This is a genomic window from Bacteroides caecimuris (genome assembly GCF_001688725.2).
Classification (GTDB): Bacteria; Bacteroidota; Bacteroidia; order Bacteroidales; family Bacteroidaceae; genus Bacteroides; species Bacteroides caecimuris.
This window is the reverse complement of the sequence record NZ_CP015401.2, coordinates 1,066,102-1,092,147: the sequence shown is the minus strand read 5'-3', so window position 1 is coordinate 1,092,147 and position 26,046 is coordinate 1,066,102. Positions and strand designations below refer to the sequence as shown.

Annotated in this window: 27 protein-coding genes, 1 tRNA gene and 1 pseudogene; 14 read left to right on the top strand and 15 right to left on the bottom strand. The window is 41.3% G+C overall.

Annotated elements, in window-relative coordinates; all coding sequences use genetic code 11:
* Positions 1-13: 13 nt before the first annotated feature.
* Both yajC and nusB read right to left on the bottom strand, forming a co-directional pair.
* A complete protein-coding gene (gene yajC, locus A4V03_RS04470; protein ID WP_024986445.1) occupies positions 14-337 on the bottom strand; it encodes a preprotein translocase subunit YajC in 324 nt (107 codons plus the stop codon).
* 39 nt (positions 338-376) lie between these two features.
* Positions 377-1,303 (bottom strand): transcription antitermination factor NusB, encoded by a 927-nt coding sequence (gene nusB, locus A4V03_RS04465; protein ID WP_065538101.1) that lies wholly within the window; start codon positions 1,301-1,303, stop codon positions 377-379.
* Positions 1,304-1,471: 168 nt separating this feature from the next.
* Here nusB and A4V03_RS04460 point away from each other — a divergent pair, with 168 nt between their 5' ends.
* The 4 genes from A4V03_RS04460 to A4V03_RS04445 all read left to right on the top strand — a co-directional run bounded on the left by A4V03_RS04460 (position 1,472) and on the right by A4V03_RS04445 (position 3,832).
* Entirely contained in the window at positions 1,472-1,873 is a 402-nt protein-coding gene (locus A4V03_RS04460; RefSeq protein WP_065540282.1) for a PUR family DNA/RNA-binding protein, read from the top strand.
* Positions 1,874-2,008: 135 nt separating this feature from the next.
* Positions 2,009-2,599 carry a 50S ribosomal protein L25/general stress protein Ctc gene (locus A4V03_RS04455; protein WP_024986442.1) on the top strand — a complete coding sequence of 197 codons (591 nt, stop codon included), beginning with the start codon at positions 2,009-2,011 and terminating at the stop codon, positions 2,597-2,599.
* A gap of 135 nt (positions 2,600-2,734) precedes the next feature.
* Entirely contained in the window at positions 2,735-3,301 is a 567-nt protein-coding gene (gene pth, locus A4V03_RS04450) for an aminoacyl-tRNA hydrolase (protein ID WP_065540281.1), read from the top strand.
* 108 nt (positions 3,302-3,409) lie between these two features.
* Positions 3,410-3,832, top strand: a complete 423-nt coding sequence (locus tag A4V03_RS04445) for an RNA-binding S4 domain-containing protein (protein ID WP_065538100.1) — start codon at positions 3,410-3,412, stop codon at positions 3,830-3,832.
* 192 nt (positions 3,833-4,024) lie between these two features.
* Here A4V03_RS04445 and A4V03_RS04440 read toward each other — a convergent pair whose 3' ends face one another.
* From A4V03_RS04440 to A4V03_RS04415, 6 genes are all read right to left on the bottom strand, one after another.
* Positions 4,025-4,450, bottom strand: a complete 426-nt coding sequence (locus A4V03_RS04440) for an HIT family protein (protein ID WP_065538099.1) — start codon at positions 4,448-4,450, stop codon at positions 4,025-4,027.
* A gap of 49 nt (positions 4,451-4,499) precedes the next feature.
* On the bottom strand, positions 4,500-6,773 hold the full coding sequence (locus A4V03_RS04435) for a cation:proton antiporter (RefSeq protein WP_065538098.1): 2,274 nt from the start codon (positions 6,771-6,773) through the stop codon (positions 4,500-4,502).
* Between the two features lie 151 nt (positions 6,774-6,924).
* A complete protein-coding gene (gene gcvT, locus A4V03_RS04430) occupies positions 6,925-8,010 on the bottom strand; it encodes a glycine cleavage system aminomethyltransferase GcvT (protein ID WP_065538097.1) in 1,086 nt (361 codons plus the stop codon).
* Between the two features lie 64 nt (positions 8,011-8,074).
* Positions 8,075-9,298 (bottom strand): peptidase T, encoded by a 1,224-nt coding sequence (gene pepT / locus A4V03_RS04425; protein ID WP_065538096.1) that lies wholly within the window; start codon positions 9,296-9,298, stop codon positions 8,075-8,077.
* 143 nt (positions 9,299-9,441) lie between these two features.
* Positions 9,442-10,851, bottom strand: coding sequence for an amidophosphoribosyltransferase (locus A4V03_RS04420; RefSeq protein WP_065538095.1), 1,410 nt, complete (start codon positions 10,849-10,851; stop codon positions 9,442-9,444).
* A gap of 164 nt (positions 10,852-11,015) precedes the next feature.
* Positions 11,016-13,175, bottom strand: coding sequence for a glycoside hydrolase family 97 protein (locus A4V03_RS04415; protein WP_065538094.1), 2,160 nt, complete (start codon positions 13,173-13,175; stop codon positions 11,016-11,018).
* A 353-nt stretch (positions 13,176-13,528) separates the two neighbouring features.
* On the opposite strand from A4V03_RS04415, the gene crcB reads away from it, so the two are divergent.
* Both crcB and A4V03_RS04405 read left to right on the top strand, forming a co-directional pair.
* Positions 13,529-13,903, top strand: a complete 375-nt coding sequence (gene crcB / locus A4V03_RS04410) for a fluoride efflux transporter CrcB (RefSeq protein ID WP_065538093.1) — start codon at positions 13,529-13,531, stop codon at positions 13,901-13,903.
* Positions 13,900-14,562: a pentapeptide repeat-containing protein gene (locus A4V03_RS04405; protein WP_065538092.1), complete on the top strand. Its 663-nt coding sequence runs from the start codon at positions 13,900-13,902 to the stop codon at positions 14,560-14,562. Before crcB ends, A4V03_RS04405 begins: the two co-directional genes overlap by 4 nt.
* Before the next feature lie 48 nt (positions 14,563-14,610).
* Here the strand turns inward: A4V03_RS04405 and A4V03_RS04400 are convergent, their stop codons facing one another.
* The 3 genes from A4V03_RS04400 to A4V03_RS04390 all read right to left on the bottom strand — a co-directional run bounded on the left by A4V03_RS04400 (position 14,611) and on the right by A4V03_RS04390 (position 16,760).
* On the bottom strand, positions 14,611-15,297 hold the full coding sequence (locus A4V03_RS04400; RefSeq protein ID WP_024988809.1) for a hypothetical protein: 687 nt from the start codon (positions 15,295-15,297) through the stop codon (positions 14,611-14,613).
* Entirely contained in the window at positions 15,294-15,980 is a 687-nt protein-coding gene (locus tag A4V03_RS04395) for a hypothetical protein (RefSeq protein WP_065538090.1), read from the bottom strand. Before A4V03_RS04395 ends, A4V03_RS04400 begins: the two co-directional genes overlap by 4 nt.
* Positions 15,981-16,121: 141 nt before the next feature.
* A complete protein-coding gene (locus A4V03_RS04390) occupies positions 16,122-16,760 on the bottom strand; it encodes a Crp/Fnr family transcriptional regulator (protein ID WP_236588670.1) in 639 nt (212 codons plus the stop codon).
* Between the two features lie 278 nt (positions 16,761-17,038).
* Here A4V03_RS04390 and eno point away from each other — a divergent pair, with 278 nt between their 5' ends.
* Positions 17,039-18,319 carry a phosphopyruvate hydratase gene (gene eno, locus A4V03_RS04385; RefSeq protein WP_065538088.1) on the top strand — a complete coding sequence of 427 codons (1,281 nt, stop codon included), beginning with the start codon at positions 17,039-17,041 and terminating at the stop codon, positions 18,317-18,319.
* 326 nt (positions 18,320-18,645) lie between these two features.
* Positions 18,646-18,957 (top strand): annotated as a pseudogene (locus A4V03_RS04380) (RNA polymerase sigma factor); the annotation flags it as partial.
* Positions 18,958-19,374: 417 nt separating this feature from the next.
* Here the strand turns inward: A4V03_RS04380 and A4V03_RS04370 are convergent.
* The 3 genes from A4V03_RS04370 to A4V03_RS04360 all read right to left on the bottom strand — a co-directional run bounded on the left by A4V03_RS04370 (position 19,375) and on the right by A4V03_RS04360 (position 20,319).
* The gene (locus A4V03_RS04370; protein ID WP_065538087.1) at positions 19,375-19,767 is read right to left on the bottom strand and encodes a HEPN domain-containing protein; all 393 of its coding nucleotides are present in this window, start codon (positions 19,765-19,767) and stop codon (positions 19,375-19,377) included.
* Positions 19,764-20,081 (bottom strand): nucleotidyltransferase domain-containing protein, encoded by a 318-nt coding sequence (locus A4V03_RS04365; RefSeq protein WP_065538086.1) that lies wholly within the window; start codon positions 20,079-20,081, stop codon positions 19,764-19,766. Before A4V03_RS04365 ends, A4V03_RS04370 begins: the two co-directional genes overlap by 4 nt.
* A gap of 164 nt (positions 20,082-20,245) precedes the next feature.
* Positions 20,246-20,319 (bottom strand) — tRNA-Thr (locus A4V03_RS04360).
* Positions 20,320-20,627: 308 nt separating this feature from the next.
* On the opposite strand from A4V03_RS04360, the gene A4V03_RS04350 reads away from it, so the two are divergent.
* Genes A4V03_RS04350 through A4V03_RS04325 form a run of 6 tightly spaced genes read left to right on the top strand, consistent with a single transcriptional unit; the run spans position 20,628 to position 25,096 of the window.
* Positions 20,628-21,185, top strand: a complete 558-nt coding sequence (locus A4V03_RS04350; protein WP_065538085.1) for a DUF4199 domain-containing protein — start codon at positions 20,628-20,630, stop codon at positions 21,183-21,185.
* 29 nt (positions 21,186-21,214) lie between these two features.
* Positions 21,215-22,165, top strand: coding sequence for a glycosyltransferase family 2 protein (locus A4V03_RS04345; RefSeq protein WP_065538084.1), 951 nt, complete (start codon positions 21,215-21,217; stop codon positions 22,163-22,165).
* 20 nt (positions 22,166-22,185) lie between these two features.
* Positions 22,186-22,734, top strand: a complete 549-nt coding sequence (locus A4V03_RS04340; protein WP_065538083.1) for a DUF6452 family protein — start codon at positions 22,186-22,188, stop codon at positions 22,732-22,734.
* The gene (locus tag A4V03_RS04335) at positions 22,670-23,467 is read left to right on the top strand and encodes a DUF6048 family protein (RefSeq protein WP_065538082.1); all 798 of its coding nucleotides are present in this window, start codon (positions 22,670-22,672) and stop codon (positions 23,465-23,467) included. Before A4V03_RS04340 ends, A4V03_RS04335 begins: the two co-directional genes overlap by 65 nt.
* 6 nt (positions 23,468-23,473) lie before the next feature.
* A complete protein-coding gene (locus A4V03_RS04330) occupies positions 23,474-24,055 on the top strand; it encodes a manganese efflux pump MntP (protein ID WP_065538081.1) in 582 nt (193 codons plus the stop codon).
* 30 nt (positions 24,056-24,085) lie between these two features.
* The gene (locus A4V03_RS04325; protein WP_065538080.1) at positions 24,086-25,096 is read left to right on the top strand and encodes an FAD:protein FMN transferase; all 1,011 of its coding nucleotides are present in this window, start codon (positions 24,086-24,088) and stop codon (positions 25,094-25,096) included.
* Positions 25,097-25,205: 109 nt separating this feature from the next.
* Here A4V03_RS04325 and A4V03_RS04320 read toward each other — a convergent pair whose 3' ends face one another.
* Positions 25,206-25,844 (bottom strand): HU family DNA-binding protein, encoded by a 639-nt coding sequence (locus A4V03_RS04320; protein ID WP_065538079.1) that lies wholly within the window; start codon positions 25,842-25,844, stop codon positions 25,206-25,208.
* Positions 25,845-26,046: the final 202 nt, after the last annotated feature.

Below are 26,046 nucleotides of genomic sequence, written 5' to 3'. Positions count from 1 at the left end.
CTTTACCGACTATTTATTTAGACTGATTGCTAGCCGCTGAAGCATCAGCGAATATAGAATTCTTGTCTATTTTAATCCTTACATTAGAAGCGATCTCAAGTACTATATAGTCGTCATTAATTTCCTTGATTGTTCCATGGATACCTCCTGCAGTAATCACATTCTGATTTACCTGAAGAGATTTACGGAAATTAGCTATTTCTTTCTGCTTCTTATTTTGAGGACGGATCATAAAGAAATACATGATAACAAACATAGCTATCAGCATGATCCACATCATACCTCCGTCTGCGGCAGCACCGGCAGGAGCTTGCAATAATACAGTCAATACGTTCATAAATAATCTGTTTTAGTTTCTACTATATGGACAAAGGTATCAGTTTTTAGTCAACTTACCTTCTTTTTTTAATTGATTAACTATTCCATCCAGCGTACCGTTGATAAAGCTACCGCTTTTAGCTGTGCTATACAACTTCGCAATCTCTACATATTCATTTAACGAAACACTGACCGGAATGTTCGGGAAACTAAGAATTTCTGCCAATGCAGTCTGCATAATGATTACATCCATAAATGCGATGCGGTCCAAATCCCAGTTTTTTGTATTCTCACTCACCAAATGACGGTAATAGTCAGAATTCAAAATAGTACGACGGAACAGACGACGTGCAAACTCCTGATCTTCGTCATCCTTAAATTCCGGAAGCAGTTCCTGGCTGGCACCATTCTTTTCATCAAAGCGTTTGATTGTTTTCAAGACGAATGTGTCTACAATTTCTTTATCATCATTCCAATACAAGCTTTGGTCTTCCAATACCTGATCGAGAGAATCATTATTAAAAATATATGTCTTATAAAGTTTTCTCCACAATTCACGGTCAGCTTCGTATGAGTTGTCGTCAGAAGCCATATAATCTTTATAGATATCGGTTTCTACAATTTTCTCATAAAGCTCTTTGATAAAGTCTTGGTCGTTTGTCCAGGTTCTTTTCTGATTGGCTATAAACTCGGTTAATTGTTTATTGACTTCCAATTGAGCAATAAACTTGTTATCTACGAACTTCCTGTTAGGATATAAATCCTCTTTCGTAGGTGCCAATTTAGCTTTTGCCGTATCAATACGTTTTTGTGCATACTCTGTCAATGCAATCATCAGCATTAACAAATAGTTGTAAAGGTCATACGCCTTTGAAAGACTAAAGAATAACTCTTTCTCCGCTGAGTCTAGATTTTTACTGCCATTCTGATAATAGGCATATACTATCTGTATAATCTTAAGACGAATAAGAACTCTGTTGATCATAATTCAAATTAATACTGTTGTTATCGAATTGCAAAAGTAGATATTTTTAATGACTTTCCACTAATAAATCACATTTTTTAATGCAGTATTTGATTCTCTGCGCTTTTTCTTTTGACAGTTTAAAAAAAATATCCAATTTTGAAGCCGATTATAAACGGACCGAAAGATATGGAAGATTTAAAAAAGAAAATGAGCGCAGACATGAATGATAAGGAGATCGTATTCTCCAAGTCCATTAAAGCAGGTAAACGCATCTATTACCTCGACGTAAAAAAGAATCGTAAAGATGAAATGTTTCTGGCTATTACAGAGAGTAAAAAAGTGATAACGGGAGAAGGTGATGATTCTCAAGTTAGTTTCGAGAAGCACAAAATCTTCTTATACAGGGAAGACTTTCAGAAGTTTATGGCAGGACTTGAAGAAGCTGTCAACTTCATAGAACGCAACGACATGAACGAGCATATCAACCGTATCACTGCAGAAGCTGATGAAAATAACGAACGGAAAGTTGCCGAAGAAGTACAAGAGGACAAATTAGAAAGTGAAATTAAGATTGACATCGACTTTTAAGAAAGTAACTCTTTGATTATTCAAAAAAAAGACGTACTTTTGCACCGCTTTTTGCAACATCGTGTGATAATCCACATCGTGTGATGGTGAATTAAGCAAACTAACTTAATTTAGAGTAACACATTTTTTTAAGAAATGAAATCAATTGAAGTAAAAGGAACTGCAAGAACTATTGCAGAACGCTCTTCAGAACAAGCAAGAGCTTTGAAAGTAATCCGTAAGAACGGTGGTGTACCGTGCGTATTGTATGGTGGTAATGAAGTTGTTCACTTCACTGTAACAAACGAAGGACTTCGCAACCTGGTTTATACTCCGCACATCTACGTAGTAGACCTGGATATCGATGGCAAAAAAGTAAACGCTATCTTGAAAGACATTCAGTTCCACCCAGTAAAAGATACTATCCTGCACGTTGACTTCTATCAGATTGATGAAGCTAAACCTATCGTAATGGAAGTTCCAGTACAGTTGGAAGGCCTTGCAGAAGGTGTTAAAGCCGGTGGTAAATTGGCATTACAGATGCGTAAGATCAAAGTGAAAGCTTTGTTCAATGTAATTCCTGAAAGACTGATAGTTAACGTTTCTCACCTGGGATTGGGTAAGACTGTTAAAGTTGGCGAACTGAGCTACGAAGGTCTTGAACTGATCAGTGCTAAAGAAGCCGTTGTATGTGCTGTTAAGTTGACTCGTGCAGCAAGAGGTGCAGCAGCAGCCGCTGGTAAGTAATTGAGATTATCCCTGTAAAGAGATATACTTCAAACGCAGATTAATGCAGATTAAAGCAGATGTTCAGTCTGCATTAATTTGTATTAATCTGCGTTTCGCTTTCTATATTAATGAACAGTTTACGGAAAAACAATGATAAAATACTTAGTTGTCGGACTGGGAAACATTGGTCCCGAATATCACGAAACCCGACATAATATCGGATTCATGGCAGTAGAAACATTGGCCAGAATCAATAACGCTCCTCCTTTTATGGATGGACGATATGGATTCACTACCAGTTTTTCTATCAAAGGACGCCAGTTGGTTTTGCTTAAGCCATCGACTTTTATGAACCTGAGCGGACTGGCTGTTCGCTATTGGATGCAGAAAGAAAATATTCCTTTGGAAAATGTATTGATTGTAGTGGACGACCTGGCTCTCCCCTTCGGCACATTACGCCTGAAAGGCAAAGGAAGCGACGCAGGACATAATGGATTGAAACATATTGCTGCTACTTTGGGCACTCAAAACTATGCCCGCCTGCGATTTGGTATCGGAAATGATTTTCCACGTGGCGGACAGGTTGATTATGTACTCGGGCATTTTACTGACGAAGACTGGAAAACAATGGATGAAAGATTAGAGACAGCAGGAGAAATTATAAAAAGTTTCTGCCTCGCTGGCATTAACATCACAATGAACCAGTTTAATAAGAAATAATGGACTAGTCCCCCTAAAAAATAAAGATGACAATAAATGGTTAGCAATAAATGACAAGGTCAACTAATACTAACCAAAGAATTATTTATCACTAAATAACTAACTAAAATGGCCGAAGCAAGAATAGATAAATGGATGTGGGCTGTCCGCATCTTCAAGACACGTACAATTGCAGCAGAAGCCTGCAAAAAAGGACGTATTACCATCAACGGTTCTCTAGCCAAAGCTGCCCGTATGATAAAACCGGGAGATGTTATTCAGGTGAAGAAACCACCCATCACTTATTCATTCAAGGTATTGCAAACTATAGAAAAGCGTGTGGGTGCCAAACTTGTATCGGAAATGATGGAAAACGTAACTACTCCCGATCAATACGAACTGCTTGAAATGAGTAAAATCAGCGGATTCATAGATCGTGCACGTGGAACCGGACGACCGACCAAGAAAGACCGCCGGGAACTGGAAGAATTTACAACTCCGGAATTCATGGATGATTTCGACCTTGATTTCGATTTCGACAGTGAAGAATAATAAATAGGAATTTAAGAGGCACCACGGATTACACAGATTATTTTCATTTTCGTTGAATCCCCATAGTGAATTAGGGTACTGATTACATATTTATTTAATCTGTGTGAATCTGTGTAATCCGTGGTGAGCTCCTAAAAATGACAACATCCCGCAGGGAAACCTTGCTCCGGTGCTACGCCGGTAAATTGCTGTTTATAGATTTGCTTTAACAGCATCAATCAATTCCTGATATTCCACATCAGTCAGATAAACCTTCCCTGGGTTCATTTGGAATACACCTCCATAATCAGGACCATCCACATACTTAGGCGCTAAATGAAAATGCAGATGAGACAATTTATCCGAGTATGCACCATAATTAATCTTTTCCGGTTGGAAAGCTTTTTGCATGGCACGAGTAACACGCGCTACATCTGCCATAAAAGCATTACGGTCTTCATCACTCAATTCATTTAAATCGTTCACATGGTCTTTGTAAGCAACAAGACAACGTCCACGATAGGTTTGTTCTTTAAACAGAAACACACGTGACACACTCAATTGCGCTATCTCAATCATCAGATTATGCAGCGTTTCATTGTTCTGGCAATACAGACATTCTTTCGGATCACTCTTCATGATATTATTATTTTAAGTTTTTAATACAACAAAAATAAGTATTCCACTCTTATCCGGCTTGTACTTTTTCGTTTTTTTGATCGACTAATTGGTACACATCCTCTTTTTCACCTACTACCCAAACAACATCACCTTCTTCGAGTGGAGCATTTACATCGGGAACCATCAATGTACCGTCTTCACTCTCAACGCCCGCTATCATGCAATGATATTTATCGCGAATACCCGATTCACGAATCGTTTTACCCAGAAAAACAGAATCACTGTCAATGATAAATTGCTTCAAAGCCATTTCACTCTTTTCATAAATCTCCCAGTCTATCTTCGCTCCATTTTGCATCGCTTCATTAAAGACACTCAATTGTTCATCTGTTCCTATCACCTGTATCTTATCCATTGGAAACAATCGGACAGAACCGCCCGGAATATTAATACGCCTCTTTCCACGAAGGATAGAAGCCACATGAACTCCAAACTTCTTTCCCAAATTCAGCTCCATCAATGTCTTTCCTGCCCAACAAGATTCACCTGGAATTTCCATATCAGCAAGATGTAAATCGTGTGACAACAAACGCCCGGCATATTCCGGTTTTTTCTCTCCCAAATACTCTGCACGTACATCTCTAGAACGAAGATTCTGAAAAAAGCGACGTTCAATCAATATCGATTGCTTCTTCAGACGGCGAGACCATACCATCAGTAAAACGACAAGTACGGCCACGCCAATAATCAAACCGATAGACGCTTTAAATAATCCGGAAATAATAAAGATAACAAAAAGCACCGCTATCATAATACGAATCACGACTGTTGATAACAATGGTGCACGGTTAGCACGATTATCATGCCATAAAGTCATAAATTCGACCGAATGGTTCTTTTTCACCATGATGGCACGCAAGAAAGGGGCAATACACAGAATGATAAATACTGATCCTAATAACGACGCCCAGAAATGAGGCAGATTCTCTTTAAAGAATGGCACAACAAAACGAAAAGAGAGTGCAATAATCGATATGCTGACAATTGAATATACGACGGTAATACGTACCATTGACAAGATTAGCTTCTTCCACAAATTCTCATGATTGAGCGCAGTTTGCGAACCGGAGGAGTAACGCATCATCACTTTTTTCCATGATTCCGGAAGATGCGCATCCACAAAAGTAAAAGCTGGCTCGGCTAAACGAATCATGTAAGGAGTCAGGAAAGTAGTAATGACAGAGACTGCTACTACGATCGGATACAGAAAATCACTCGTTACATGCAAGGAGACTCCCAAAGAGGCAATAATAAATGCAAATTCACCAATCTGCGTTAAACTAAAGCCGCATTGCATAGCCGTCTTTAACGGTTTTCCGGAGAGTATGACACCGAAAGTACCAAAGACAGACTGTCCCAAAATAACAGCCAAAGTGATCACTATAATAGGAACAGCATATTCTACAATCATTGCCGGATCTACCATCATACCGACCGATACGAAAAAGATAGCTCCGAAAAGGTCCTTGACAGGCTTCACCAGCCGGTCTATGGATTCCGCTTCAATCGTTTCCGCCAAAATAGAGCCCATAATAAATGCACCAAATGCAGCAGAGAAACCTGTATGAGCTGCCATCACTACCATACCAAAGCAAAGTGCCAACGACACAATAAGCAAAGTCTCCTCTCCCATCAATTTCCGGCAACGCTTTAAGAATTCAGGAATCAGATAAATGCCGACAACAAACCACAGGATAAGGAAAAACAATAATTTGCCGATACTCTCCAACATTTCGGTCCCTTCAAAATTATGGCTGACCGCCATAGTGGAAAGCATCACCATTAATACAATGGCTAAAATATCTTCCAAAATCAAGATGCTCAACACCAGTCCGGTAAACTGTTTCTTCCTTAATCCTAAATCGTCAAAAGCTTTATAAATAATAGTGGTAGATGACATCGCAATCATACCACCCAGAAACAGACTGTCCATCCGGTGCCAACCAAAGCCCATACCGACTCCTATACCCAACAAAATCATACAAAAGATGATGGTACAGGCAGCTATGATGGCAGAACCACCCACCTTGACAATCTTCTTAAAACTAAATTCCAAACCGAGAGCAAACAGCAAGAAAATGACACCAATATCTGCCCATGTCTTAATATTGGCAGTATCCATCACTGAAGGAGTATACGGCATATGCGGACTTGCCAGGAATCCGGCAACTACATATCCCAGGACCAGAGGTTGTTTCAACTTCTTAAACAACAAAGTCATCACACCTGCACAGATCAATATCAGTGCGAGGTCAGCTATAAGAGTAGGTAAATGAGACATTATTTCATCGTATTTGATGACAAAATTATATTATTTCTATGGGATAAACAACATATCTACGGATATGTTTTACAATAACCACCATAAAATAAGTTAGCCCCGGATAGAGTCGAGATTTATCCGGGGCTAGGCACAACTGCAAACTTATTTCTTATTTTCTAAAAGGAGGCTTCACTACCACTGCTTTCAATTTTCGTCCACGCATATCAATACAGATTTCCGTACCCACCTTACTATATTCCGGCTTTACATATCCCATGCCGATACCAATCTTACGGGTAGGCGACATCGTACCGGAAGTAACCACTCCCACTTGCTCGCCTTCAGCATTTACCAATTCATAGCCGTGGCGGGGAATCCCACGGTCAACCATCTCAAAACCAACCAGTTTGCGAGTAATCCCTTCCGTTTTCTGTTTTTCCAGCATAGGACGGTTGATAAAATCCTTACCTTCCACAAACTTAGTAATCCAGCCCAGTCCGGCTTCTATCGGCGAAGTTGTATCATCCAAGTCATTACCATACAGACAGAAGCCCATTTCCAACCGAAGTGTATCACGAGCTCCCAAACCGATAGGTTTAATGCCGTATTCCTCACCAGCTTCAAAAACCGCTTTCCATATACGATCTGCAACAGACGGATAGAAATAAAGTTCGAAACCTCCCGCACCGGTATAACCCGTATTGGAGATTATCACATTCTCTTCGCCTGCAAACGTTCCAACCTTAAATGTATAATATGGAATAGAAGCAAGATCAATGTCTGTCAACTTTTGCAGAGCCAGAACAGCCTTCGGACCCTGTACAGCGAGTTGAGCTATGTTGTCCGAAGAGTTTTCCAATTCGGCCCCCTCCGTATTGTGAGAAACACACCAGTTCCAGTCTTTTTCTATATTGGCAGCGTTGACTACCAGCATGTATTTTTCCGGTTCGTACTGATATACCAGCAAATCATCTACAATACCTCCTTCTTCATTGGGAAAACAGGTATATTGTATTTTACCCGGAGCCAATGCCGCCACATTATTGGAAGTTATTTTCTGCAGAAAGGCTAATGCTTGCGGACCTTTCACCCAAAATTCCCCCATGTGCGACACATCAAATACACCGACACTTTGACAAACAGTCAAATGTTCGTCAATGATACCGGAGTACTCAATAGGCATATTATAACCTGCAAACTCGTGCATTTTAGCACCGAGCATGATATGTTTCTCTGTAAACGGAGTGGTTTTCATTATTTTAAAGTATTAAGAATTAATCAAGTATTAAGTTTTAAGTATTACCTGTGTTTCCACCTTTTTATTTGGAGGCTACCAGTTCAGCTATTTTCACGATCACTTTCATCGCTTTTTCCATATTCTGAATAGGTACGAATTCGTAACGTCCGTGGAAATTCAGACCACCGGCAAAGATATTCGGACAAGGCAATCCTTTGAAAGAGAGTTGCGCACCATCCGTACCTCCACGAATCGGTTTTACGTTCGGTTTCACGCCAACGGATTCCATAGCTGCAAAAGCAGTATCGATGATGTGCATTACCGGTTCTATTTTCTCACGCATATTATAATACTGGTCACGCAGTTCGAGCGTCACTGTACCAGCTCCATATTCAGCATTCATTTGAGCTACCAGACGTTCCATCTCTTTTTTACGGTCCTCAAATTTTGCACGGTCATGATCGCGGATGATATAAGATACAGTGCTTTGCTCCACATCTCCCTGAATACCGATCAAGTGATAAAATCCTTCATAGCCGGTCGTATGTTCCGGTCTTTCCTGTGAGGGAAGCATCATGATAAACTGATTGGCAAGGTAGATAGAGTTAATCATCTTATCCTTGGCATATCCCGGATGCACATTACGCCCTTTAAAGGTTATTTTTGCGGCAGCGGCATTAAAGTTCTCAAACTCCAACTCTCCTACTTCACCTCCATCCATCGTATATCCCCATTCGCAACCGAATTTCTCTACATCGAATTTATGAGCACCTTCACCGATTTCTTCGTCAGGATTGAAACCGATACGGATTTTACCGTGCTTGATTTCAGGATGTTCCTTCAGATAAACCACCGCAGATACAATTTCCGCAATCCCCGCTTTGTCGTCGGCACCGAGCAACGTTTTTCCGTTGGTTACAATCAAGTCTTCTCCCTTATGATCCAGCAATTCCGGGAATTGCGACGGAGAAAGAATCACATTCTCTTCAGCACAAAGCACAATATCCGAGCCATCATATTTTTCCACAATCCGCGGAGTGACATCTTTACCTGTCATATCAGGACTTGTATCCATGTGGGCAATAAATCCGATAGTGGGTACTTCTTTATCTATATTAGCAGGAAGTGTAGCAAAAAGATAGCCATGCTCATCCAAAGTAATATCTTCCAATCCCAAAGATTCCAACTCTTTCTTCAAGTATTCAGCAAAAATCATCTGCTTCGGAGTACTTGGAGTAAGCCCAGTCGATTCATCAGATTGTGTATCGAAGCTTACATACTTTAAAAATCTGTCTACTAAAGTCATTTCTATTTACGATTTAACGATTTACAATTTGATAGTTTATAGTGCCGTAAAGGTAAAAAAAGAGCCGTGAATTACAAAGCAATTCACGGCTCTTTTTTATTGTATACTTTTATCCGGATAGTTAAATATCCTATTTTACTGCTTTAAAAGTGGCTACTACCATCAAAGCAATGTGTACATACTTTGCATTTAGGTAATCCGATAGCCTCAATCAACGTTTCCAACGTGTTAAACTTCAATGAACTTAGCCCGAAACGCTCGGCAATAATGCTAACCATCTTTTCGTATTCCGGCGAACCGGTAGTGGCATATTTCTCCAAATTCTTATTTTCATCACCTTCCAATTCCTTGATAATGCGGCGGGTTATCAACTCCAATGCATTTTTGGAAGCCGAGAAACCGACAAACGGACAAGCGTAAATCAATGGCGGACAAGCGATACGCATGTGTACCTCTTTTGCTCCATAATCATACAGAATCTTCACGTTATCACGCAGTTGAGTTCCCCGTACAATCGAATCGTCACAGAACAACAAACGTTTATTTTGTAACATCGCACGGTTTGGAATCAGCTTCATCTTGGCTACCAGCGAACGCATCTCCTGATTGCTGGGAGTAAAGCTGCGCGGCCACGTCGGTGTATATTTCGAGATAGCACGATGATAGGGAACTCCCTTTCCTTCGGCATATCCTAAAGCCATACCCACTCCCGAATCAGGAATACCACAAGCGCAGTCTACCTCCGATTCATCCGTCTGCCCCATTTTCAATCCGCTGGTGAAACGCACTTCTTCCACATTCTTTCCTTCATAGCAAGAAGTCGGGAAACCATAGTACACCCACAGGAATGAGCAAATTTGCATATCTTCATTGGGTTTACGAAGCTGGTCGATGTGATCGTCATACATGCGAACAATCTCGCCGGGACCTAAATATCTCTCAATCTCATAATCCAAATTCGGGAAACTGGATGATTCGCTCGTTGCAGCATAAGCACCGTCTTTCTTTCCAATCACTACCGGAGTACGTCCCCAATGGTCGCGGGCAGCGATAATACTACCATCTTCTGTCAGGAGCAGCATAGAGCAAGAACCTTTAATGTGCTTAAACACATTTTCGATACCTTCAACAAAGGTTCTACCTTGTATAATAAGTAATGCGATAAGTTCCGTCTGGTTGGTGCTGCTCGAACTAAGTTCGGCGAAGTGCATGTTTTGACTGAGAAGTTCTTCTTCCAATTCCTGGATATTGGCTACTTTAGCGACTGTGACAATGGCGAAGCGCCCGAGATGAGAATTGATGATGATAGGTTGTGCGTCTGTGTCGCTAATGATGCCGATGCCGGCGTTTCCTTTAAATTTGTCTAGTTCTCCTTCAAATTTGGTTCGGAAATAAGTACTTTCCAAATTGTGAATGGAGCGGATAAACCCTTTTTCCTCACTGTATGTTGCGAGTCCTCCTCGCTTGGTACCCAGATGTGAGTTATAATCTGTGCCATAGAATAAATCAGTCACGCAACTAGTTTTCGAGACTGTTCCGAAAAAACCTCCCATGTTGTTCTCTTTATTGATAATGTTTTAAAAAAGATGGCGCAAAAGTACAAAAAAGAATCCGTCCCATAAAAAAAGTGCTCCGCAAAGTTTTAGTTTTCTTTGCGAAGCACAACTAATATTTATTAAAAAACGAGGAATCCGTAAACAATCTTTTTACCTGAATCTTATTTCCATTTCCTGATTGTTTTCAAGTCGGCGGGAGTTGCTTCTATCAGACTTACTGCAAACCCTCCGCTGCGTGCCAACTTCACAGACATCTTATTCTTATTTGTCACCAATCCTTTTTTTATCTGGTAAGAGGTCGGATTTTTTTCAAAGTCCGCATCTTTTCCGTCAGCATAAAGAGTGGCTACATATTGTTTTCCCGGTTCAAGAAAATCAAGCGTAAAAGTAGAAGTACGAGGATTTTCGTCAGTAATGCCTCCTACAAACCAGTTATCAGTGCCTTTTGCTTTACGTGCCACTGTAATATAATCTCCCGGTTCTGCTTCCAGATACTTGCTGTCATCCCAATCAATAGCTACCTCTTTGATAAATTGAAATGCATCCATGTGGCGTTCGTAACTTTCCGGAAGGTCGGCTGCCATTTGCAAAGGACTGTACATCGTTACATAAAGCGCTAATTGCTTAGCCAAAGTAGTACGTACAAAGCTGTGATCGCCCGACAGGAATGATAGTTTGGTATCAAAAATACCCGGCGTATAATCCATCGGTCCGCCAATCTGACGGGTGAAAGGAAGCAAGGTCGTATGGAACGGTTTGTTACCTGCAAAAGCTTCATATTCTGTGCCACGAGCCGATTCGTTACCAATCAGATTCGGGTAGGTACGACATAATCCTGTGGGACGGGTTGCTTCGTGGGCATTTACACATATCTTATATTCGGCAGCTTTTTCTACCGCATATAAATAATGGTTATTCATCCACTGTCCGTAATGATGTTCTCCACGAGGAATAATGTTACCTACATATCCACTTTTCACAGCATTATACCCGTTATCTATCATAAACTGATATGCTTTATCAAGATGACGTTCGTAGTTACGTACAGAAGCAGAGGTCTCGTGATGCATCATCAGCTTCACCCCTTTTTCCTTAGCATACGCATTGAGCATTTTCACGTCAAAATCAGGATATGGAGTGACGAAATCAAAGACATAATCCTTCGATTTTCCAAACCAGTCTTCCCAACCTTCATTCCAGCCTTCCACCAATACCTGGTCGAATCCATGTTCGGAAGCAAAATCGATATAACGTTTCACTTTATCATTGTTGGCTGAATGGCGTCCGTTTGGCTTTGTTTTGGAATAATCCGTCTGTCCAAGTTTCACCGAATAAACATCATCCGTATACGACCAGGAACCTTTTCCGGTGATCATTTCCCACCACACTCCAATATATTTCACCGGCTTAATCCAAGAAACATCTTCATACATACAAGGCTCATTCAGATTCAATGTCAATTTGGAAGCCAGAATATCACGGGCATCATCACTTACAATCACCGTACGCCAGGGTGAACGGCAGGGAGTCTGCATATACCCCTTATCTCCTTTCGCATCAGGAGTCAGCCATGATTCAAAAACCAGATTCTGATCGTCCAGATTCAGATGCATACAAGAATAGTCGATCAAAGCGGCTTCATGCAGATTGATATACAATCCGTCGGCCGTTTTCATTTGCAGGGAAGTTTGTACACCTGTCGGAGAGAAAGGTGTTTGAGAAGCATTTGGAGTAATTGCTCCTTGCAATAATCCGCGAATTTCTGAAAGTTTGGATTCGGTATAGTCATATTCCTGCGTATCATAATCGCCTGGAATCCAGAAGGCTGTATGATCGCCAGCCATAGCGAATTGAGAATGTTCTTCTTTGATAACGAAGTAATTCAGATTTTTCTGCTGTGGAAATTCATAACGGAATCCCAAACCATCGTTATAAAGACGAAAACAAATAATCAGATTACGATCTTGTGCCTTTTGATTCAAGATGACAGCCATTTCATTATAATGGTTGCGGATGGATTTCACCTCTCCCCACACAGGTTGCCATGTTTCGTCAAAAGTAGCAGTTTTCGTATCGATCAGCGTGAATCCGTTCATCAGTCCCGGATCATTCTTTAATTCCAATCCCAGTTTCGAAGGTTTAATTACTTCTTTTCCTTTATAAGAGAGTTCGTACACCGGTTCTCCTTGCGCATTGACAGAGAAATTAAGTTTTAATTGTCCGTCAGGAGAAGTGATACTTTCGGCTTTAGCTGATGTGCCGAAGAAAAAAGAGAGCAACAGACAGAGCCCTATTACAGTTCCTATTTTCATGTTCTTCATGATATAAATGAGTTAGTTAATAATCGTATGGCAAAGATAGACCGGAAACACAAGAGGTGTTTTTCTTTATAAAGAAAATATAGAGGGATACAGAACCAAAAACAGAATAAGTATTTAAGAATAAAGCAGATAACATATTTTGAGACTAGAAAGAATATAGTGTCTATGGTGAATAAATTAAAAGGATTAAATATGAATATTGCATAATCTTTCTATATTTGCAGATTATTATCTCAATCACAATAAACATTTTATTATTCATATGGCACAACGCCTTAATTTATCCCGGAGGTTTCGAGCAACTCGAAAAAGATTTTGAAGCCGCCTACAAATAATATCAACCTTTCAATCAAATGAGCAAAGAAGTTATCTATATCTTTATCGGCGGAGGCACGGGTAGTGCATTGCGTTATCTCATTCAGTTATTAATGCACGAACGAATTGTCCCCTACCATTTTCCATGGGCTACTTTCACTGTCAATCTCCTCGGTAGTTTTCTTATCGGCCTATTTTATGCCCTTTCAGAACGGTTTCACCTTCCGTTCGAAGTCCGTTTGTTTCTGACAACGGGCTTATGTGGAGGTTTCACAACGTTCTCTACTTTCTCCAGTGACGGTGTAGGTCTACTGAAAGGAGAATTCTATGGAGCATTTATTTTATATACATTAATAAGTATAGGTATAGGATTGGCCGCTGTGGTAGCCGGCGGATATGTGGGAAAGGCATGATGAAAAGAAACCCAATCAAACCCGTCCGCGTTGTTCCTCCCATGATGGAGGAACAGGAAGTCAGTACCACCACCCTACAAGAATGGCTCGACAAAGAAGAAACCGTTTCTCATCTTTTATTCTGTAAAGGAAAAGAAGAAGGTATCGACAAATCTTATAAAAGTTTCAAGAACTGCACCTTCCGGCATCAGACCTTTAGCGAGTGTAAGTTCCGTTCTTCCCAACTGACCGATGTCCGGTTTGAGAATTGCGATTTATCTAACATTTCTTTTGCCGAAAGTTCTCTCTATCGAGTAGAATTTATCTCTTGTAAGTTATTAGGAACCAATCTATCCGAGACAACTATGAACCATGTCTTGTTGCACGATTGCAATGCCGGTTACATCAATCTGGCCATGAGCAAGATGAACCAGGTACGTTTTGCGCATAGCCAGCTTCGTAACGGAAGTTTGAACGACTGCCGTTTCTCTTCCATCGCTTTTGACAGTTGCGATTTGGTGGAAGCCGATTTTTCTCATGCTTCGCTTCGCGGAATAGACTTGCGCACTTCACGAATCAGCGGAATCACGCTTAATATCAGCGACCTGAAAGGAGCTGTCATCACCTCCCTGCAAGCGATGGATTTACTTCCTCTGTTAGGCGTTGTTATCGAAGATTAAAAAGCCGTTCAAGAGAGTCCGCACTTTGCCATGATTCACAAGTGCGTCTCAAAGAAAAAAGCCAAAAGATATCATAGTAGCCACATTCCATTCATTCCCGATATAAAACACATCAACAGAGGGAGTAAGTGTCCACCGTTTGAAACGCGTGTCCATTCCTAATCCGATAGCAGCAGCTATCCCCTTTTTCTTTATATCGCATCCAAGCGTGACATGCCCGTCTTCACTGCCGGTTATCTGGTAATCATCAAAACGAGAAGACCTGACACCATAGCCGACAAGCCCTTTGATGTATATATCAAATGTCTGATTCTCATTCTGAAATATCTCATAACCAAGACCAACAACTCCCAATAGTGTGTTTCGCTCATCATCAATGTCGAACGGATTTCCTTTTTGCAGTACACTCTTACTTCCCTCATGCGTCCCCCAATGTCCCATAAGTTCACAAAAAAGCTGCCCTGACATATAGAAACGGGCACGTACATCAAGCGCAAATCCATTGGAAGAATAGGCATCCGACATCCATTCATAACCAAACCCTATACTGTAAAGTGCTGCCCCGTCTTTGAGATTACTTTCCTGAGCCGAAATATTATGGCATAAGCATGGTGAGAAAAGTGTTGCAACAATCAAGAAGAAACACCCGAAATGGGATTGCCTCTTACATTCATGTTTAATACAAAACGGCACGACAAACTCCCTATTCTTTCTACGGTTCAAAAAGAAAGTCATTTACTTACAGGATTATATTGTTCGGTGATAGCGGTAAAATCAAATGCGTCAATCTCCTTCTTCGCTATTTTCTCACACAATACAGGATCATCAGCAAGATATGCCTGCCACTGTTTGCGCATATACGATCGGCTGGAGATGCTTCTTCCGATAAATATCGGACAATCATCACTCTGACGCTGAATACAATATTGTATTCCCTCGTCTCTGCTGTAAGTGATAATTAAAGCTCCATCTTTAGCGAGGCTGTAAGTGTGTCCGTATGCAGTTAGGAGAAGATGGTCGCCTGCACTGTTCAACACCTGCCAATTCTTGAATGTGCGAAATTTCTGTTCACCCTTCTTTGTATATGGCATCTTGAATTCCGCATACACTAATGTCTGTCGTTTCTCCGGATGATTCTTACGCGCCAGCGTCATGTATTTGATTTCCTCACTCTTGATTTTTTTTCGTCCTTCTTCTGTCTTGATGCTGATGGTCTTGGTTCCGGAAGGCAGGTTAGAGGAACGTTGGCCGCCTATTTGTCCGGCAATCAGTTGATTGTCTTTCGTAGTAATTTCCGTTTCATAATAAGTTGTACCACTGATTACTAATTCTACAACTTGGCAAGAATTGAGCATCCATACACAGAATGTCGTCATAGGAATCAGTAGTAGAAAGCGGGTGATTCTTAAAGGTTTCATACGAGTCTATATTTAAATTGATGAACACAAAATTAAGGCATAGCAGACAAATGATTCTCAACATAGGTTGAGAACTACAAGCATAACATAAAATTCAGAAAAAGGAAAAAATATATTAGCTGAAGATAGGAGCGGAGAATTTTATTCCAATGTATTATTGGTGAATGTCAGTTCTTTCCGGATACGGCTCAGATGTGTAGGCGTTATTTGCAGATAAGAGGCCATTTCTTTGAGAGTAATGTTTTGCAATATATCCGGACATCGCTTCAGCAGAGCAAGATAACGCGCTTTGGGCGACGAGCTACACAAATCCAAGTACTGCATATAAGCTTGACGAAACAAGCCTTCTGTCAGAGCCCGATGCAGTGCCGGCGAATGCTCAAGCTGGCGTTTCAGTACGCTGGCGGGGCATTGCATCACCTCCGCATCTGTCGCTGCAATGATATTGGTCTTAACAGATTCCTTATTTACGGTACTTAGAAAATCACCCACCAGGCCATTGCTGAATACAAACCCTGTAATATGTTCGTGGCCTTCAGTGTCCGTTATCGTATATTTGAAATATCCCTTCCTGATAATCCCAAAATACTTGATGACATCCCCCTGCCAAACAAAGACCTCTCCTTTCCGGTAATGCTTTACCATTCCGTTTTGCAGACAGATTCCATGCCAGAAAGTCATATCCAAATTGTCTATATATGAATTGAAGTTTGCCATATTCCGATTTAACCAACGAGTATACATTGCAAATATAACGAAGTTCGATGAATTATCAGCCATGGCTGCTGAAATTTATCCCTCAATCATGGTCTATTACAATCCTCTTCGATGTATTCTACTCCTATCACTGTCACCGAACCTCCTTCGGGAAAACATCCACCAAAAGAATCCTCATAATGCCGAACAAATTTCAAACAGGAAACTCCCTGTCACTCCACATTTCCTTCATTACATTCAAACAAAAAGCATCGTCCCGTCGTTATAATATAAGGACGGACTAATGGCTCCACATCAAGTCCGTACTTTTGCAAAAATCTTATTCAAAAACAATAGAAACGATGAAAATTGAAAAAATTGTAGCTCGAGAAATTCTCGACTCAAGAGGTAACCCCACAGTAGAAGTTGACGTAGTATTGGAATCAGGCATTATGGGACGTGCGTCAGTGCCGTCGGGTGCTTCCACAGGTGAACACGAAGCATTGGAGCTTCGCGATGGTGACAAGCAACGCTATGGTGGAAAAGGTGTACAAAAAGCGGTTGACAATGTAAATAAAGTCATTGCTCCGAAATTGGTCGGAATGTCTTCACTCAACCAGAGAGAAATCGACTACGCCATGTTGGCATTGGACGGTACCAAGACTAAATCAAACTTAGGTGCTAACGCCATCCTCGGTGTTTCTCTTGCCGTAGCCAAAGCTGCCGCCAATTATTTAGACCTTCCTTTATACCGTTATATCGGTGGAACAAATACGTATGTAATGCCTGTACCGATGATGAATATCATCAATGGTGGTTCACATAGTGACGCTCCTATCGCATTTCAGGAATTTATGATTCGCCCTGTCGGTGCTCCTTCTTTCAGAGAAGGTCTGCGGATGGGTGCTGAAGTATTCCATGCCTTGAAGAAGGTTTTGAAAGACCGTGGTTTAAGTACTGCCGTAGGTGATGAAGGAGGTTTCGCCCCTAACCTCGAAGGTACAGAAGATGCCCTAAACTCGATCCTTGCCGCTATCAAAGCCGCAGGCTACGAACCGGGTAAAGATGTGATGATCGGTATGGACTGCGCTTCTTCTGAATTCTACCACGATGGTATTTATGATTATACCAAGTTTGAAGGCGAAAAAGGCAAGAAACGTACCGCTGAAGAACAAATCAACTATCTGGAAGAACTGATTAACAAATTCCCTATCGACTCTATCGAAGACGGTATGAGCGAAAACGACTGGGAAGGTTGGAAGAAATTGACAGAACGCATCGGCAACCGCTGCCAGTTGGTAGGTGACGACTTGTTCGTGACTAACGTAGACTTCCTTGCCATGGGTATCGAAAAAGGCTGTGCCAACTCTATCCTGATTAAAGTAAACCAAATCGGTTCGTTGACCGAAACATTGAACGCTATCGAAATGGCTCACCGTCATGGATACACCACTGTTACCTCTCATCGTTCGGGTGAAACGGAAGACGCTACTATTGCCGACATCGCAGTAGCTACCAACAGCGGACAAATCAAAACCGGCTCTTTGAGCCGTTCAGACCGTATGGCTAAATACAATCAACTGCTTCGTATCGAAGAAGAGCTTGGCGATTTGGCTGTGTATGGATATAAGAGAATTAAGTAAATAGATTCCTATAATAAAGATGAGAGAGGATGGATTCATTGGTAGTCCATTCTCTCTTTTTGCATAATTATTTCTCTACTTATTTGATAGATTTGAAAAAATAATAACTACGTTTGTAACGTCAAACACGATACTACAAGGGAGAACAACCTGCCTATTTTCATGGCAGACACTTTTATATCCACATGTGAACTCCTCTACGGAGTGTATTTACTAAAATCAATATCAGTAGATTCATAATAATGTAGAGTAATATATTTAATAGTCCGGAAACGACCGAAAGTATTTTATTACGTATCATATTATAAACAAGGATAAATGATGATATTACCTGCAATGCCTGTTACGACCGTTTGCGTTCATTAAGCCATTCACCTTTGGATAAAGAATCTTCTTTCTCTGATTCAGCAAATATTCCTTCAAATGATAATATTGAAATATCGCTCGCCAACAAACAGTTGAAAGAATTGATATTGTGCTATACCAAGGAACTTCCCTCACAACAGAAAATAGTTTTTATGCTTCGGGATGTCGAAGAACTGGAAGTGACGGAAACATATACTGGGAAGTCTATGCCCGAGGTGATTCCGCTTTCATCGCAGGAGACAAGACTCACAATCCATTTCTGTTTCAAATAGACACAGACTAGCAAATAGTAAAACTAGATTCTGCCGTCAAGTTCAACTTTTGGGGAGAGGAAGAAAACCTGAATGTAAAAGTTTGCAGAAAACTATCGGTTGTAGATGGAGAATATTTTTCCGTCGCAAAAGGAAAAGAATATATGTATCCCTTAGCCATACCCACGGAACGAGTGAAGAAAACAACAATTCAGCTATTTGGGGAATAGATGGTTTCCGGCTCTTGGCAGGCAATTATATCCTCAACGCAGAATCACGGGTTATCAATTATTGGGCATTTGGAGTTACACTACTAATCATTCTGATAATTTTAGGAGTCTTTGTAAAATTGCACAGGCGTACCCGATAGACTTCAATCATTGTATAAAGAGGATACATTGCTGTCCTCTTTATTACATAACCTTCAAAAATTCTCGACTAATCTTCAACTAAATTGCCAATAACCATTATAAATGATTTAATTTGAGGATACAACTTTTCAACCTCTTCTTTCGTAAAATCAATAAAATCATCATAATCACTCGACTGACGTTTATCATATATCCTCGAGAAGATTCGCCCATATTCTAGCGAAACTTTTCCTGCCTTGACAAAATGAAGTCCAAACGCTTGACGTATCCCCATATGAGATTTAACTTCTATTCCGTTCTTTATCAGCAATGCAGATACTGCATGAAAACAAGCATAATACATTCTATTGATAGTAGAATTCCACAGTTCATTCTCTATAAGAACATCCACATCATGTAATAACTGACGGGCCTTCCCCATCCTATACATTACTATATTCTGGCGTACGTCTTCGTTCATTGCAAAAGAATCCCGTCTTTCAAAACATCATAATAAAACAAAGTTTGTTTTTTAGCTTCTTCCCAACGTTTACGGGTCATTACAATCGGACTAATAATAATCCCTTGTTCAAATTCCATATCGTATAATGGCGCGGTAATCTCTTCCTCCTCTTCGGGAGTTATCTCATTCTTATCAAGCAGAATCAGCAGATCAACATCACTATCCGGTCGCGCTTCCCCCCTAGCCTCAGAACCATAAAGAATAGCCTGTGCATTAGGCACAACACACTTCAATAGATTCTTCAATGCCTCAATCAGTTCTATTCTTTTCATATTCCTCAATTTAGCAACGATTTACATACTTCCGAAATGTATAGTTCCGAACAAGTCATTTCGGAACTATACATTCGCTAATGTGCAAATATAAAAAAAGAAAAGCATCCAAGCAAATACCTGAATGCTTTTTTCCTTCGTGAATTGGTTGTATATCAATTTTGAGCCTCTTGTCGGATTCGAACCAACGACCCCGAGATTACAAATCACGTGCTCTGGCCAACTGAGCTAAAGAGGCGGGTGGGTAAGCTATCTATATCGCGCCGCTACAACCAACTACCTTTGCTGCGATCAAGCCCTGGAGGATTCGAAGGGAGCTGGCCGTATAGGACTTACCCGTTTTGCGGTTGCAAAGGTAGACATTTTTATGTATTCTGCAATAGCTACAGACAACTTTTTTACCAACAAAACACTAACAAGCTACGTTTCAAGCAATTAAAATCGCAAAAAAATATTCGTGCAGCAACTTCCCCTGCTTTATTAACTTTAACAACCAGATTTTCCCTACCAACCGATATTATTTGTACCTTTGTGCGCAATTTATAAATGAAGATGACAGAGAACAGAAACTATTTACAAAAATATGCCATGCATTTTGGCACGTACATGGGAATCTATTGGATATTGAAGTTCATATTATTTCCGCTGGGATTCCACATACCTTTCCTTTCGTTTTTATTTCTAATCCTGACATTATCCGTACCATTTATCGGATATTATTATGTGAGAATGTACCGGGATAAAATTTGTGGGGGAAGTATCCAATTTTCACATGCCATGCTCTTCACCATATTTATGTATATGTTTGCTTCCCTATTGGTAGCCGTGGCCCACTATGCCTATTTCCAATTCATTGATCACGGATTTATCGTCAACTCTTATATCCAACTGTGGGACGAGTTGATGGTCAACACCCCGGCTCTGATAGAAAACAAAGAAGTGATAAAAGAAACGATAGATGCCGCCCGTTCGCTTACTTCCATCAATATCACCATGCAGTTATTGTCATGGGATGTACTCTGGGGAAGTATCCTGGCCATCCCTACTGCATTGATGGTAATGAAAAAGGCCAAACCGGAATATGACGGACCCGTTCAATCATAAGTTATAAATCATAAATCATCATTCGTACAATGGATATATCAGTTGTAGTCCCATTATTCAATGAAGAAGAGTCACTGCCCGAACTCTATGCTTGGATAGAACGGGTCATGCAAGCCAACGGATTCTCATTCGAAGTGATTTTCGTTAATGACGGAAGTACCGACCATTCATGGGAAGTGATCGAAAAGCTGAAAGCTCAATCGGAACATGTAAAAGGTATCAAATTCCGCCGTAACTATGGCAAATCACCCGCGCTCTACTGTGGATTCGCAGAAGCCGAAGGAGACGTAGTCATAACGATGGATGCCGACCTGCAAGATAGCCCGGATGAAATCCCCGAACTCTATCGGATGATTACCGAGGACGGTTACGACCTGGTTTCCGGCTGGAAACAGAAGAGATATGACCCTATTTCGAAAACCCTGCCGACCAAGTTGTTTAACGCAACCGCCCGCAAAGTGTCGGGCATCAAAAACCTGCACGACTTCAACTGCGGTCTGAAAGCATATCGAAAAGAGGTAATAAAGCACATCGAAGTCTATGGCGAAATGCACCGTTATATCCCTTACCTGGCAAAGAACGCCGGATTCAAGAAAATCGGTGAAAAGGTGGTACGCCACCAGGCGCGCAAATATGGCACGACGAAATTCGGGCTAAACCGTTTCGTGAACGGATATCTGGATTTATTGTCTCTTTGGTTTCTTTCCCGATTCGGCATCAAACCGATGCATTTCTTCGGACTGTTGGGCTCATTGATGTTTCTCGTCGGAATGATTTCCGTCATCATCGTAGGTGCCAGTAAATTATATGCCATGTCCAACGGTCTTCCCTACCGACTGGTGACCGACTCTCCCTATTTCTATTTGTCACTGACGGCAATGATTATAGGTACCCAATTATTCTTAGCCGGCTTCCTTGGCGAATTAATCTCCCGCAATGCACCGGAACGGAATAACTATCAGATAGAAAAGAAAATTTGATTCACATTCAATAACTGACTATGAAGAATTTAATTCGTATCTTTCTCCTTTTGACAATCGTTGGCGGTGCAGTCAACCTTCACACCTCGTGCTCGGACGAGAACGATTGCTCGTTGGCAGGACGTCCGATGATGTATTGCACGTTCAAGACCATTAACCCGGACGATAAGACCATCGTACTTAATGATACGCTCGATTCGCTGACTATCAAAGCCATAGGAACCGACTCCATCATTCTTAACAACGAAAAGAAGGTACATACATTAATGCTACCATTACGCTATACGAGTGATACCACTGTATTTATTCTCCAATTCGACCCCAAACGTAAACCGGAGAATGTAGATACATTATACATCGTACAACAGAACACGCCTTACTTTCAATCAATGGAATGCGGATATATGATGAAACAAAACATCATCAGTGCCAGATTCGGGAATAAAGCAAACAGTTCGGAGACGATAGATTCTATCTATTTACGAAATAAAGAAGCCAATACAAATGAAATCGAGAATCTACAGATATTCTTTAAATATCGCGACCGCACCCCGGAAACGACTGATTAGCCTGCTTCTGCTCTTCTGTATCGGGCTTCCGTTGCTGGCACAACAGCAGCGCCCCACCCATACCCCCAAAAGAGACCAGAAAAAGAAAGAGGTTGCCGAGATAGATACCATTCCGCTTTACAATGGTACGTATATCGGTGTGGATTTATACGGCATCGGAAACAAGCTTCTGGGAGGCGACTTTATGAGTTCAGAAGTCAGTGTGGGCGTCAATCTTAAAAACAAATTCATCCCTACCTTTGAGTTTGGTATGGGAGGAACAGACACTTGGAGCGAAACAGGCATACACTATAAGAGCAAAATGGCTCCCTTCTTCCGCATCGGTGTGGATTACAACACCATGGCAAAGAAGAAAGAGAAGAACAGCTATTTATATGCGGGGCTTCGCTATGCATTCAGTTCATTCAAATATGATGTATCCACAATGCCGGCAGACGATTCTATCTGGGGAGATGCGGTAGGCAACCCTAGTTTAGGAGATGATTACTGGGGCGGAAGCATCCCTTTCAGCCACTTGGGAATGAAAGGTTCCGTACAATGGCTGGAAATTGTTTTAGGCGTTAAAGTACGTATCTACAAAAACTTCAACATGGGGTGGTCGGTACGTATGAAATACAAAACCAAAGCATCTACCGGAGAATACGGAAATCCATGGTACGTGCCTGGCTACGGAAAGTTTAAATCAAACAATATGGGAATCACTTATTCCCTTATTTACCAATTGCCTCTTTAGAATATAATGACAGGACTAGAGATTTGGTTGCTTGCAATAGGTCTGGCGATGGATTGTTTCGCTGTCTCCATTGCAAGCGGTATCATTTTGAAGCGTACCCGATGGAAACCCATGCTAATCATGGCTTTTACATTCGGACTTTTTCAAGCAATCATGCCTTTTATCGGATGGATGTTCGCCAAAAGCTTCAGCCATTTCATAGAAAGCATAGACCATTGGATTGCTTTTGCCATTCTTGCCTTTCTTGGCGGCAGAATGATTTGGGAATCTTTCAAAGAAGAAGAGTGCTGCCAGCTATTCAACCCGACCAGCCTGAAAGTAGTATTCACGATGGCCGTTGCAACGAGTATCGACGCACTGGCAATCGGTATTTCGTTTGCCTTTTTAGGTGTGCAAAGTTATCATGCAATCCTGTCCCCTATCCTTATCATCGGACTTGTTTCCTTCGTCATGTCACTCATCGGTCTGCTCTTTGGTATCCAATGCGGCTGTGGCATCGCCCGAAAACTGAAAGCAGAGTTATGGGGAGGCATCATTCTGGTCCTCATCGGACTAAAGATATTAATTGAACATTTATTTCTCCAATAAAATGAGTTTTCTCATCCACAAGAAGAGCGTATGAAAACAAAGAAAAATTTCCTTTGGCTAGCTTTCCTGATTTCAGCAACCACCTGGATATTAGTCAGGCATAATCAACAAGCCGGCTATTATAGCGTCAAAGGTTTGGTATTTGGGACGGTATACAAGATTACTTACCAGCATGACGGTAATTTAAAACCGGAAATAGAAGCCGAACTGAAACGCTTCGACCAATCTCTGTCTCCATTTAACGACAGTTCAGTTATCAGTCGCGTCAACCGCAACGAGGAATTAGTTGCCGATAGCTTCTTCCGGAAATGCTTCAACCGATCGATGGAAATTTCCCGCGAGACAAACGGTGCTTTCGATATCACAGTAGCTCCTCTTGCCAACGCTTGGGGATTCGGTTTCAAAAAAGGCGCTTTCCCTGATTCAATCCTGATAGATAGCCTGTTGCAAATCACCGGATATGAAAAGGTGAAAATGGAGAGTGACAAAGTAATCAAACAAGATCCGCGCATCATGTTGAGTTGCAGTGCAGTCGCCAAAGGGTATTCGGTAGATGTAATAGCGCAACTGCTCGACCGGAAAGGCATAAAAAACTATATGGTAGACATCGGCGGAGAGGTGGTTGTGAAAGGCAAAAACCCCTCCAAAGGCTTATGGCGCATCGGAATCAATAAGCCCGTCGACGATTCGCTGTCCGTAAACCAAGACTTACAAACCATACTTGAACTTTCGGATGTAGGTTTGGCTACTTCCGGAAACTACCGCAACTATTATTACAAGGACGGAAAGAAATATGCTCATACCATCGACCCGAGAACGGGTTATCCAGTACAGCACAGCATCTTGTCGTCCACCGTAATCGCTAAAGACTGCATGACTGCCGACGCCCTGGCTACCGCCTTCATGGTGATGGGACTGGAAGAAGCGGAAGCCTTCTGCCAAGCGAATCCGGAGATTGACGCCTACTTTATTTATAGCGGAGAAAACGGCGAGTTCCATACTTTCTACACGGAAGGAATGAAAAAATACATAGCGAAATAGAGCTCCGCTTCTTTTCTTTCACTCTCTTCACATGAGGATAAGTCTCAAGCTATCAACTGTTTCGTGTGATTACTCAAAGAAATATGCTTCTTCACATCCTTCACAGTCATTAGCGTGAAGGATGTGCCGCATCTCTGGATACGCCATAATAACCCGGAGCAGGCACATACATCGGCTGATTGCGCAAACCGATATTCACCAGTTTTCCTTCTCCACGCAAACGTACCAAATGCGTTTTGGCTGTAGTACGTGCCAAACCACACACTTCCTGAAAATCACGGCGGGTCATCATCTGATGTTCGGCAAAATATTCTTTCAACCGCATATCAATCTCTACCTCTGACACCTTCTCCGAATGGCGGACATACTTGGACTGACTGGCGCGGACACCCACAAAATGCCCTTTCAGATTACTGTCAGGACGAAACCGGACAGTTTTGAAAGCCACCTTATTAGTCTTATGCGGAGTGTTGCGAGTCACTTTCCCTGTAGCCTCCAAAGTGGGATAAAAATAACCGATCCCCTCGATATGCACTTCTTTCCCCTCACGCAACGACTCGCCAAGAATGTTCGATAAGTTATCAAGCACATTCTTTACATCGCCCACAGTCAACGAACTGTAGTCATGAATCTTGTAACAAAGAGCATCCGTATCTACCTTTCCATTCATAAAGATACGTGGATGCAACGTTGCTTCTTCTTCCGAAGAAGCATTCGGATTTTCATACCAATCAAACACAATAGCCATTACTTCTTATTAATTTAAATGTGTAACTTCATTATAGGACAACTTTAATCGGCTATTCGGACGACTGGAATCGGCTGTTCAGTCAACTATTGTCAGCCAACCGGACAACTCTAGTCGGCTTTTCCTAAACAAGCACTAAAGATACGACAAAGTAACGACATATCCGCATAAAAAAGCTTGTTTTTCATTTCAGGAGAAAATA

Bases quoted from the DNA above. Each gene is read 5' to 3' on its own strand.
- yajC (WP_024986445.1), bottom strand. From the start codon at position 337: ATGAACGTATTGACTGTATTATTGCAAGCTCCTGCCGGTGCTGCCGCA.
- nusB (WP_065538101.1), bottom strand. From the start codon at position 1,303: ATGATCAACAGAGTTCTTATTCGTCTTAAGATTATACAGATAGTATAT.
- A4V03_RS04460 (WP_065540282.1), top strand. From the start codon at position 1,472: ATGGAAGATTTAAAAAAGAAAATGAGCGCAGACATGAATGATAAGGAG.
- A4V03_RS04455 (WP_024986442.1), top strand. From the start codon at position 2,009: ATGAAATCAATTGAAGTAAAAGGAACTGCAAGAACTATTGCAGAACGC.
- A4V03_RS04445 (WP_065538100.1), top strand. From the start codon at position 3,410: ATGGCCGAAGCAAGAATAGATAAATGGATGTGGGCTGTCCGCATCTTC.
- A4V03_RS04440 (WP_065538099.1), bottom strand. From the start codon at position 4,450: ATGAAGAGTGATCCGAAAGAATGTCTGTATTGCCAGAACAATGAAACG.
- A4V03_RS04435 (WP_065538098.1), bottom strand. From the start codon at position 6,773: ATGTCTCATTTACCTACTCTTATAGCTGACCTCGCACTGATATTGATC.
- gcvT (WP_065538097.1), bottom strand. From the start codon at position 8,010: ATGAAAACCACTCCGTTTACAGAGAAACATATCATGCTCGGTGCTAAA.
- pepT (WP_065538096.1), bottom strand. From the start codon at position 9,298: ATGACTTTAGTAGACAGATTTTTAAAGTATGTAAGCTTCGATACACAA.
- A4V03_RS04420 (WP_065538095.1), bottom strand. From the start codon at position 10,851: ATGGGAGGTTTTTTCGGAACAGTCTCGAAAACTAGTTGCGTGACTGAT.
- A4V03_RS04415 (WP_065538094.1), bottom strand. From the start codon at position 13,175: ATGAAGAACATGAAAATAGGAACTGTAATAGGGCTCTGTCTGTTGCTC.
- crcB (WP_065538093.1), top strand. From the start codon at position 13,529: ATGAGCAAAGAAGTTATCTATATCTTTATCGGCGGAGGCACGGGTAGT.
- A4V03_RS04405 (WP_065538092.1), top strand. From the start codon at position 13,900: ATGATGAAAAGAAACCCAATCAAACCCGTCCGCGTTGTTCCTCCCATG.
- A4V03_RS04400 (WP_024988809.1), bottom strand. From the start codon at position 15,297: ATGACTTTCTTTTTGAACCGTAGAAAGAATAGGGAGTTTGTCGTGCCG.
- A4V03_RS04395 (WP_065538090.1), bottom strand. From the start codon at position 15,980: ATGAAACCTTTAAGAATCACCCGCTTTCTACTACTGATTCCTATGACG.
- A4V03_RS04390 (WP_236588670.1), bottom strand. From the start codon at position 16,760: ATGGCTGATAATTCATCGAACTTCGTTATATTTGCAATGTATACTCGT.
- eno (WP_065538088.1), top strand. From the start codon at position 17,039: ATGAAAATTGAAAAAATTGTAGCTCGAGAAATTCTCGACTCAAGAGGT.
- A4V03_RS04370 (WP_065538087.1), bottom strand. From the start codon at position 19,767: ATGAACGAAGACGTACGCCAGAATATAGTAATGTATAGGATGGGGAAG.
- A4V03_RS04365 (WP_065538086.1), bottom strand. From the start codon at position 20,081: ATGAAAAGAATAGAACTGATTGAGGCATTGAAGAATCTATTGAAGTGT.
- A4V03_RS04350 (WP_065538085.1), top strand. From the start codon at position 20,628: ATGAAGATGACAGAGAACAGAAACTATTTACAAAAATATGCCATGCAT.
- A4V03_RS04345 (WP_065538084.1), top strand. From the start codon at position 21,215: ATGGATATATCAGTTGTAGTCCCATTATTCAATGAAGAAGAGTCACTG.
- A4V03_RS04340 (WP_065538083.1), top strand. From the start codon at position 22,186: ATGAAGAATTTAATTCGTATCTTTCTCCTTTTGACAATCGTTGGCGGT.
- A4V03_RS04335 (WP_065538082.1), top strand. From the start codon at position 22,670: ATGAAATCGAGAATCTACAGATATTCTTTAAATATCGCGACCGCACCC.
- A4V03_RS04330 (WP_065538081.1), top strand. From the start codon at position 23,474: ATGACAGGACTAGAGATTTGGTTGCTTGCAATAGGTCTGGCGATGGAT.
- A4V03_RS04325 (WP_065538080.1), top strand. From the start codon at position 24,086: ATGAAAACAAAGAAAAATTTCCTTTGGCTAGCTTTCCTGATTTCAGCA.
- A4V03_RS04320 (WP_065538079.1), bottom strand. From the start codon at position 25,844: ATGGCTATTGTGTTTGATTGGTATGAAAATCCGAATGCTTCTTCGGAA.